The 8,045-nt window shown below is 59.8% G+C and carries 7 protein-coding genes; 2 read left to right on the forward strand and 5 right to left on the reverse strand.

Annotation, left to right across the window (positions count from 1 at the left end; all coding sequences use genetic code 11):
• Positions 1 to 216: 216 nt before the first annotated feature.
• The 5 genes from CFII68_RS24555 to CFII68_RS24535 form a co-directional block, all read right to left on the reverse strand.
• Complete coding sequence (locus tag CFII68_RS24555) at positions 217 to 2,205, reverse strand: M10 family metallopeptidase C-terminal domain-containing protein (protein ID WP_033062349.1); 1,989 nt, start codon at positions 2,203 to 2,205, stop codon at positions 217 to 219.
• Between the two features lie 325 nt (positions 2,206 to 2,530).
• Positions 2,531 to 3,343: an alpha/beta fold hydrolase gene (locus CFII68_RS24550; protein WP_018600889.1), complete on the reverse strand. Its 813-nt coding sequence runs from the start codon at positions 3,341 to 3,343 to the stop codon at positions 2,531 to 2,533.
• 46 nt (positions 3,344 to 3,389) lie between these two features.
• Entirely contained in the window at positions 3,390 to 4,268 is an 879-nt protein-coding gene (locus CFII68_RS24545) for an alpha/beta fold hydrolase (RefSeq protein WP_018600894.1), read from the reverse strand.
• A gap of 191 nt (positions 4,269 to 4,459) precedes the next feature.
• Positions 4,460 to 5,773, reverse strand: coding sequence for an ATP-binding protein (locus CFII68_RS24540; RefSeq protein ID WP_018600896.1), 1,314 nt, complete (start codon positions 5,771 to 5,773; stop codon positions 4,460 to 4,462).
• Positions 5,770 to 6,510, reverse strand: a complete 741-nt coding sequence (locus tag CFII68_RS24535; RefSeq protein ID WP_018600898.1) for a response regulator — start codon at positions 6,508 to 6,510, stop codon at positions 5,770 to 5,772. The genes CFII68_RS24540 and CFII68_RS24535 overlap by 4 nt, the downstream gene beginning before the upstream one ends.
• Positions 6,511 to 6,795: 285 nt before the next feature.
• On the opposite strand from CFII68_RS24535, the gene CFII68_RS24530 reads away from it, so the two are divergent.
• Both CFII68_RS24530 and CFII68_RS24525 read left to right on the forward strand, forming a co-directional pair.
• A complete protein-coding gene (locus CFII68_RS24530; RefSeq protein WP_018600900.1) occupies positions 6,796 to 7,062 on the forward strand; it encodes a DUF2790 domain-containing protein in 267 nt (88 codons plus the stop codon).
• A gap of 676 nt (positions 7,063 to 7,738) precedes the next feature.
• Positions 7,739 to 8,045 (forward strand): DUF6124 family protein (locus tag CFII68_RS24525; protein WP_018600902.1); only part of this gene is annotated, 307 nt, incomplete at its 3' end.

The following is an 8,045-nucleotide window of genomic DNA, read 5'->3' on the forward strand; positions in this document are numbered from 1 at the left end:
GAAAGGAGGTTTGGCTCATATGGATAAGAGATCGACAGGGCCGTGCGAAGCTAGCGGCGGGTGCGTTTAAGATCGTTCCCACGCTCTGCGTGGGAATGCCTCCACGGACGCTCTGCGTTCGGCTCTTGGGGGACGCAGAGCGTCCCTAGCTGCATTCCCACGCGGAGCGTGGGAACGATCAAATGGCTAAGAGCAAGAAATAACCAGGTCTGCGTTTTACACCCAGAAGTCGTTAGCCACTCCGACCAATTGAATGGCCTCTTCTTGCGAAGGCTCCGCGAAGATGATGTTCAAGTTACCGTAACCGGAATGGTCCCCCACCAAGCTCAACTCGAATCGAGCCCCAGAGGCGTCAGCTTCATAACTCTTCAAGTAAGTCAGGTCCTTGGCTTCATTGAAAATCACGTCCAACGTGCCGTTGTAACCATTTCCCAGCCGGGTAAAGCCCAAGGCGGACAAATCGATAGCGTCTTCACCCACGGTATAGTCAATCAGGCGATCAGTATGGTTTTCGGTGGCGGTACGGTAGCTGTCGCTCAGTCCGTCGAAGCGGAACACATCGTTGTTGCCGCCACCCGCCAATAGGTCCCGGCCCTCTGCGCCAACCAATACATCATTGCCTAGCGCGCCATAAAGACGATCATCGCCCGCCAACCCTTCGATAATTTCACCGCGCGCGTTGCCTTGTAAACGATCGGCTCCTTCGGTACCCATCAACCTGGCCTGCTGAAACACGAGGTTGGTTTCATTCAGCGCTTGGCCCAAGTTACCGTCGAAGACCACTTCGAAGCGTTCCCCATCCGCGTTGGCCTCGAAGCTTTTGAGGTAGGTCCGCGTCCCGCTTTCATTGACGCGTATCGCCAGCGTGCCGTCATGTCCATTGCCCAGCCCGAGGAAGCCCAGGGAGGCGAGGTCGAGCGTATCGGTGCTAGGGTCGAAGTCAGTGATTCGGTCGCTATGGGCCGCGGTGGCGGTTCGATAACTGTCTGTGACTGACTGGTAACGGAAGGTATCGGCCCCGGCACCGCCCGTCAGCAGGTCACGACCTTGCTGGCCATCGAGCAGATCGTTACCGGCCCCGCCAAGGATCGCATCGTCGAACGAGGCGGTACCGAGCAAGTAGTCAGCATCGCCGCCACCGTCAACGTGGTAATAGCCGTCGTCGGGATCGCCAAAGCTGTGGTCCAGGCCACCATTGGGGTTCAACTGAACCAAGGCGGCCAAATAGCCGTCCGCGCGCGTACCCAGGCTTGCACCAATCAATAGCTTGCCGTCCGCCAGCACGATCATGTCGGCGACTGCGAAAGGAGCGCTTTCCGAGCCCCAACTGACCCGACCCTGATCGCCAAAATCGGTGTCGAGCGAGCCGTCGGCATTGAGTCGGATGACGCTCGCCACACCGCCCGAGGCGCCCGCCAGCAGGATTTTGCCGTCATCCTGGATGACGAGGGCGTCTGCGTGAACATCCAGGGCCAGGCTGCCCCCGTTCGCAAAGCTGCTATCCAGCGTACCGTCCGGGTTGAGGCGGGTCAGGGTATCTTGCCCGGTGACCAATACCTTCCCGTTTTCCTGCAGCGAAACGTCGAGCGTGCTGCTGGGATGAATGCCGACGGACGCGGGCAGGTGCAGGACCCCAGCCTCTCCAAAAGACGAGACCAAGGTCCCCGTTGCGTCGAAGCGGGCGATATAGATCTCCCCGGACGGATACCCAGCGCTTGCGAAGAAGCTGCCGTCGCGTTGCACGGAGAACGACGCTTGCTGACCTAGATCTTCATTCCAATAGAAAGGCACTGTCACGGTGCCGCCGTTCCCGAAACTCGTATCGAGGCTGCCGTCGGCCAAGTTACGACTGATGCCCGACACCCAGACGTTGTCTACGTTCACGTAGCGCGTCACCAGGTAGCCCCCTTCCGGCTGCACGGCGGCATTACCGCCGTCCTCGATATCGAGCGACACAGGGAGCAGGGATCTACCGTCGCCACTGAAGTTGCGGTCCAGGCTACCGTTGGCATTGAACCGAACCAGGCTGCCGGTGAAGCTTGAATCCTCTTCGCCTCCTCGTCCCAGGCGACTATAAGCGCCAAGCCAGATAGCACCGTCCGGATCGACCGCGATACCTGCGATTTTGTCCGAGCCCCATAAGGTCGTGGCGACCATGCCTGTGTTCCGCGCAGCTGAAGCGGCGGGCGAAATGCTCTGGCTCATGTCCATGCCTCCAATAGATTTGGCGCCAAAAACTATAGGCACGGCTCAGTCAGGTTGCCACTTTGCGAGACGAAGGGTGGCTCAAAGCCCGGCCTCCTGCGCCTAATGCCAGTCAGTTAAGCAGCAAACCTGTGGGAGCAAAGCTTGCTCGCGATTGGGGCAGGTCTGTCGATATCGGGTTTGGCTGGTCTACCGCTATCGCGAGCAAGCTTTGCTCCCACGGATTTTGTCCCAACGAAAAAACCCGGCCTACTGCGCCGGGTTTTTGGTTCTTCTCGAAGACAAACAGATAAGGCTTTCGGGTCAGTCGCCCCGCTTTACCAGATCAGCCCTTGGAACTGGCTAGCGCCGCCTCAACAATCAGCTCTGCAACCTTCCCCGGGTTAGACGTCATCACCACATGGGAAGCGCCTTGAACGGTGACAGTCTTTTTCGAGCCCGCGCGTTCGGCCATGAACTTCAGGGCCGCCTCGGGAATGTTCTTGTCCGCCGAGCCGTAGATGAACCAGGACGGCAGTTTTTTCCAGGCCGGTTCGCCAGACGCTTCTTTCAATGCCGCCTCGCTGATGGGACGTTGCGTGGCAGCCATCAGGGCGGAGTCCGCCGCAGGAACGTCGGCAGCAAACTGTTGGCCGAATTTGTCCTGCTGGATGTAGAGGTCCTTATTGCCGTCGTCCAGCTGCACCGGAGCCGCCAAGGTCGGCCCAAGGGTGCCGCCAGGGTAGCGACCGGACAGCTCGATGGCGGTTTCGCCTTTGTCCGGCGCGAAGGCTGCGACGTAGACAAGCCCCTTGACCTTGGGGTTGTCGTGCACGGCGTTAGTGATCACGGCGCCGCCATAGGAATGACCCACCAGGATCACCGGGCCCGCGGTGTGCTCGACGATATCGGCGACATAATCGGCGTCCTGCTTCACGCCGCGCAGCGGGTTGGCCGCGGCAACGACCGGGTAACCCTGGCTCAGCAACTGGGCGGCAACGCCATTCCAACTGGACGATTCGGCGAATGCGCCATGCACCAGCACGATGGTCGGCTTGGTGGCGTCGGGTTGCGCGGCGGTTGCGCTATCAAGGGTTGTCAGTGCCAACGCAGCGGTGATGGTGACGGCCAAGAGCGATTTGAGATTGAGCATGATCATTCCTTTTCATTCATTTGGATGGGTAACGCTGCCGGGTGCGATGGGCTTACTTGCCCAGGAAATCCAACAGATCCTGATTGAGGCGGTCCTTATGGGTATCGGTCAGGCCGTGCGGTGCGCCCGGATAGACGATCAACTCGGCGTTCTGCACCAGCTCGGCGGCGGCATGGGCGGAGGCGTCAATCGGGACGATCTGGTCGTCGTCGCCATGCACGATCAGTGTCGGCACATCGAACGCAGCCAGGTCGGCGCGGAAGTCCGTCGCCGAGAACGCCGCGATGCAGTCATAGGTGTTTTTGTGGCCCGCTTGCATGCCCTGTACCCAGAACGAATCGATCAGCCCCTGGGAGACGTTCGCCCCGTCGCGGTTGAAGCCAAAGAACGGGCCGGACGCGATGTCGCGATACAGCTGCGAGCGGTTGTCCAGCGAGGCCTTGCGCAGGCCGTCGAACACCTCGATCGGCAGGCCGCCTGGGTAGTCTTCGGTCTGGAGCATCATCGGCGGAACGGCGCTGATCAGTGCGGCCTTCTTCACCCGGTCGGTGCCGTGGCGGCCGATGTAGCGGGTGATTTCGCCACCACCGGTTGAGAAACCCACCAGGGTGACATCGTTAAGATCCAGGGTGTTGATCACAGTGGCCAGGTCATCGGCATAGTGATCCATGTCGTTACCTTCCCACGGCTGGCTGGAACGGCCATGGCCGCGGCGGTCGTGGGCGATCACCCGATAGCCTTGGTCCGCCAGGAACAGCATCTGCGATTCCCAGCTATCGGAATTCAGCGGCCAGCCATGGCTGAAGGTGACAACTGGCCCATCTTTCGGACCCCAGTCCTTGTAATAGAGCTGTACGCCGTCCTGGGTGGTGATATAGCTGCCGGCCTGGGCTGGGTTGGCTGCTTGAGCGCGGGAGGACTGGGTATTCATGGCAAGATCTCCTTAGGTCATGGCTCGCCATTCGGGGGATCCGATGGCGAGTTGATGGGGAGTATTCTTGCAAGGGCATGTATACCGGAGATGTTCGACACCCGGCGGTTATGCGTTGTTTTGAGTCTGTAGATGCGCTGGATACAGTGGCTTACAAATGCAGGCTGCACATGACGTGCAGCCCGCGCGGCCTACTGATCGACGCCGAAGTCGAGGGTCACGCAAAGCCCGCCGCCGTCGCGATTGCGCAGGCTCAGCGACCCACCAATCGCGACGGTCAACTGCTGGGCGATGGCAAGGCCCAGGCCGGTGCCGCCAGAGCTGCGATTGCGTGAGCTTTCCACCCGATAGAACGGCTTGACCACCTCTGCCAGGATCTCCTCCGGAATACCCGGCCCTCGGTCAAGCACGCTGATGGAAACGCCAGTGCTTGCATCACCGCGGATTTCCACCTCGGCGGTGCCGGCGTACTTCAGCGCGTTATCCACCAGATTCACCAGAACACGCCGCAGCGCATGGGGCCTTGTCTCGATGATCGCGCCGTTCTGGCCGCGCAGAACGACCTCCCGACCGGTGTCCTGGTAGTCGCACACCAGGCTGTCGAGAAAGGAGTCCAGACTGATGCGGCAACTGGTCTCCGTCGCCCCATGGACACTGCGCGCATAAGCGACACCCTCGCGCACCAGGTGCTCGATCTCGTTGAGGTCGTTGCCCAGTTTGTCTTTCTCTACCGAGTCGTCCATAAACTCGGCGCGCAGCTTCATGCGCGTGATGGGCGTCTGCAAGTCATGGGAAATGGCCGCCAGCAACTGCATGCGCTCTTTCAGGTAAGCAGCAATGCGCGCCTGCATGCTGTTGAAGGCGCGGGCGGCGTAGGCCACTTCCCGTGGACCGGTTTCATCCAACGGCACGGGATGGGCGTTCGGGTCGAGGTTCTCGACCGCCTCGGCCAGGCGGCTGAGCGGGCGTATGGCGATCCGCACGGCAAGCCAGGTGCAGCCGATCATCAACAGCAACTGACCGAACAGGGCAAAGGGCAACCAGGGCGACAACGGCCTGACCGAGGGACGCACATCGATGGTGACCGGGCTGCCGTCAGCCAGTCTCACCTGGGCTTGGAAATGCTGGCGTGGGCCCGGGATTTCGACAATGGTCAGGTCATAGTTGCGGCCCAGCGAGACTTGAAGGGATTGCGCCGCCGTCGCCGCGAGATCGTTGGAGGTGAGCGGGATGCCAGGATCATGTTCGCGCAGCAGATAGTCATAGTTGCGACGCTGCAGACGCTTGGTCCATTCCAGGCGCTCGGCGGCAGGCAGACGGTCGAGGATGGCGATGGAGGTCGCCGTGTCGTGCTCGAAATTGCCCAACATGGCCGTCTTGGTGCTTTCGTAGCGTTCGTAGTATTGGGCTGCGAACGTCAGGGCCTGGGCGAGTATCAGACCGACCAGGAACACCAGCCACAGCCGCGAGGCCAGCGTGCGTGGCCATTGCAACGCGAGTTTCATGCCTGCTCCTCAAGCATTTCGACCGCAAAGGTAAAGACGTAGCCTTCATTGCGCACCGTCTTTAAATAGAGAGGCTCGCGTGCGTCATCCAGCAAGCGCTGGCGCACGCGGCTGACCAGCAAATCAATGGAACGGTCGAAGATGTCCGCGTCACGACCCTGCGTCAGGTTGAGCAACTGATCGCGGCTCAGTACCCGCTGAGGATGATCGAGAAATACCCGCAGCAGCCTGTACTCGGCGCCGCTCAGCGAGACAAGTGTGTCGTCTTCATCGAGCAGGTGGCGGGCGGTGGTGTCGAGGCGCCACCGGCCGAACTTGAGCATCCGGCCGCTTTCGCTGACGACAAAGTTGGGCGGCAACATGCGGGTGCGCCGCAGCACCGCGTTGATGCGCGCAAGCAGCTCCCGGGCCGCGAAAGGTTTGGCCAGATAATCGTCGGCACCCATTTCCAGGCCAATGATGCGGTCGGTCTCGTCGCTGCGAGCCGTCAGCATCAGCACCGGTGTCGCCTTATGCTTTCCGGCGCGCAGTTCGCGACACAGCAGCAGCCCGTCATCCCCCGGCATCATGATGTCGAGCACGATCAGGTCCACCTGATTGGCTTCGAGAAAGGCCCGCATCTGACGACCATCGGCGACCACAGTGGTGCGCAGACCATTCTTCACCAGGTAGTTGCCGACCAGCTCCCTGATCTCCCGATCATCATCCACGATCAATACGTGATCGACATGTTCCATGCCCTGCTCTCCGAAATGCGCGCATCTGTTGCGCAGTGTGACGATGCCCGGTTGCCAGTTGGCGACGCACCGTCGTTCAGCTTATCCAGCCCGAGATCAAGCCAGAACCAAGCGAAAACAGTGGCGATTGTATCGATCTGTATCGCAATTCACCTCAGATACGTACGCATCCAATCACGGCGCTTTTCGACACAGCCGAGATACCTCACGGGCTTTTAATGAGCGCCATCGAGACAACAAGCATCGCCTCGACGACGCCATCGAACTCATTGAAGGGAAACGACCATGAACCTGAAAACCATCGCTACCGCTTGCCTGATCACTGCCCTGAGCGCCGGCGCATTACCCGCCTTGGCCCAAGACAAAGCCGCCAGCGAAACCTACGCCTACGGCACCCACCTGGACATCTACAAAGTGATCTCGCTGACTGAAGACAGTGGCCAGACCTGCGGGTTGGTGAACGCGCAAATCACCTACCTCGATTCAATGGGTGAACAGAAAGCCCTGACGTACCTCAAGCACGCAGCCAACTGCAACAATCAAGGGGGCTGAGGGGCGGCTCAGGGGTGGCGGTCCAGTTTTTTCAGACCGCCCTCATTTTCGCAGATAGCTATCGCAAGCGAGCTAGCTCACATTCTGATCAGGAGGTGAGTTTGATTTCCCTGGCTACCGCAATTCCCCTGTGGGAGCGGGCTTGCTCGCGAATACGGTGGATCAGCTTGCATCAATGTTGAATGTGCCGACGCCTTCGCGAGCAAGCCCGCTCCCACACTTTTTCGGTGGTGTTCATAAATACTGTGTGCCACACAAAACCCTGTGGGAGCGAGCCTGCTCGCGATGAAATCACCCCAGTTCCAGCGCAGAACACCCCACCCGCATCGCCAAAAAACCTCCCTCCTACAGCCCTCCCCTACACCCGCTATCAAGCTACGCATCCTTGCGCCTTTGCCTACAACTAAGCCAGAATCCGCCCGCTTGTGCGCCTTGTCCCGGGGTTTTATTGTCTTCCTGCCACTGCCCATCAGTGGTCGGGTTTAGTAGCCCGGTTCACATCTCGGTTGTACAAGTCTCATCAGTCAGGTGTTTGCCTGTTCTTGATGGTGGCTGTGTGCATGGCGCCCTCGGGCGCGCCGGGTTTGGTGTGATCACCGGTCTACTAACTTGCGCACAGCCGCCACCCTTCCGTTTAGTAGCGAGATGGTGCGGCCTACTTATGAGGGTCACACCGATGTTCAAAATAACTCCGAATCCGCCAGAGGCAGATTCCACTTCCAAATCCGCAAAATCCAAAGCCAAGCAGCAAGACGAAACCACCAAACGGGTGCTCGATCACTACCTGCTACCGAAACCGGATAAATCCAAAGACGAGCCCAAACCGGGGCAGCTGTACGCCGTCGTGAAAGGCCTCGATAACGAATGCTTGCTTGCCAACCTCAGTGAGACGCTGGCTTCGGCTGATGCGATGGTGAGTGACCTGGCGTTTGATCTGGAGGGATCGAGGCGCCATGTGGCGCAGGGGATTCAGCAGTTGATTG

Source organism: Pseudomonas sp. CFII68 (assembly GCF_000416195.1).
Lineage (GTDB): Bacteria > Pseudomonadota > Gammaproteobacteria > Pseudomonadales > Pseudomonadaceae > Aquipseudomonas > Aquipseudomonas kilonensis.

Bases quoted from the DNA above. Each gene is read 5' to 3' on its own strand.
- CFII68_RS24555 (WP_033062349.1), bottom strand. From the start codon at position 2,205: ATGAGCCAGAGCATTTCGCCCGCCGCTTCAGCTGCGCGGAACACAGGC.
- CFII68_RS24550 (WP_018600889.1), bottom strand. From the start codon at position 3,343: ATGATCATGCTCAATCTCAAATCGCTCTTGGCCGTCACCATCACCGCT.
- CFII68_RS24545 (WP_018600894.1), bottom strand. From the start codon at position 4,268: ATGAATACCCAGTCCTCCCGCGCTCAAGCAGCCAACCCAGCCCAGGCC.
- CFII68_RS24540 (WP_018600896.1), bottom strand. From the start codon at position 5,773: ATGAAACTCGCGTTGCAATGGCCACGCACGCTGGCCTCGCGGCTGTGG.
- CFII68_RS24535 (WP_018600898.1), bottom strand. From the start codon at position 6,510: ATGGAACATGTCGATCACGTATTGATCGTGGATGATGATCGGGAGATC.
- CFII68_RS24530 (WP_018600900.1), top strand. From the start codon at position 6,796: ATGAACCTGAAAACCATCGCTACCGCTTGCCTGATCACTGCCCTGAGC.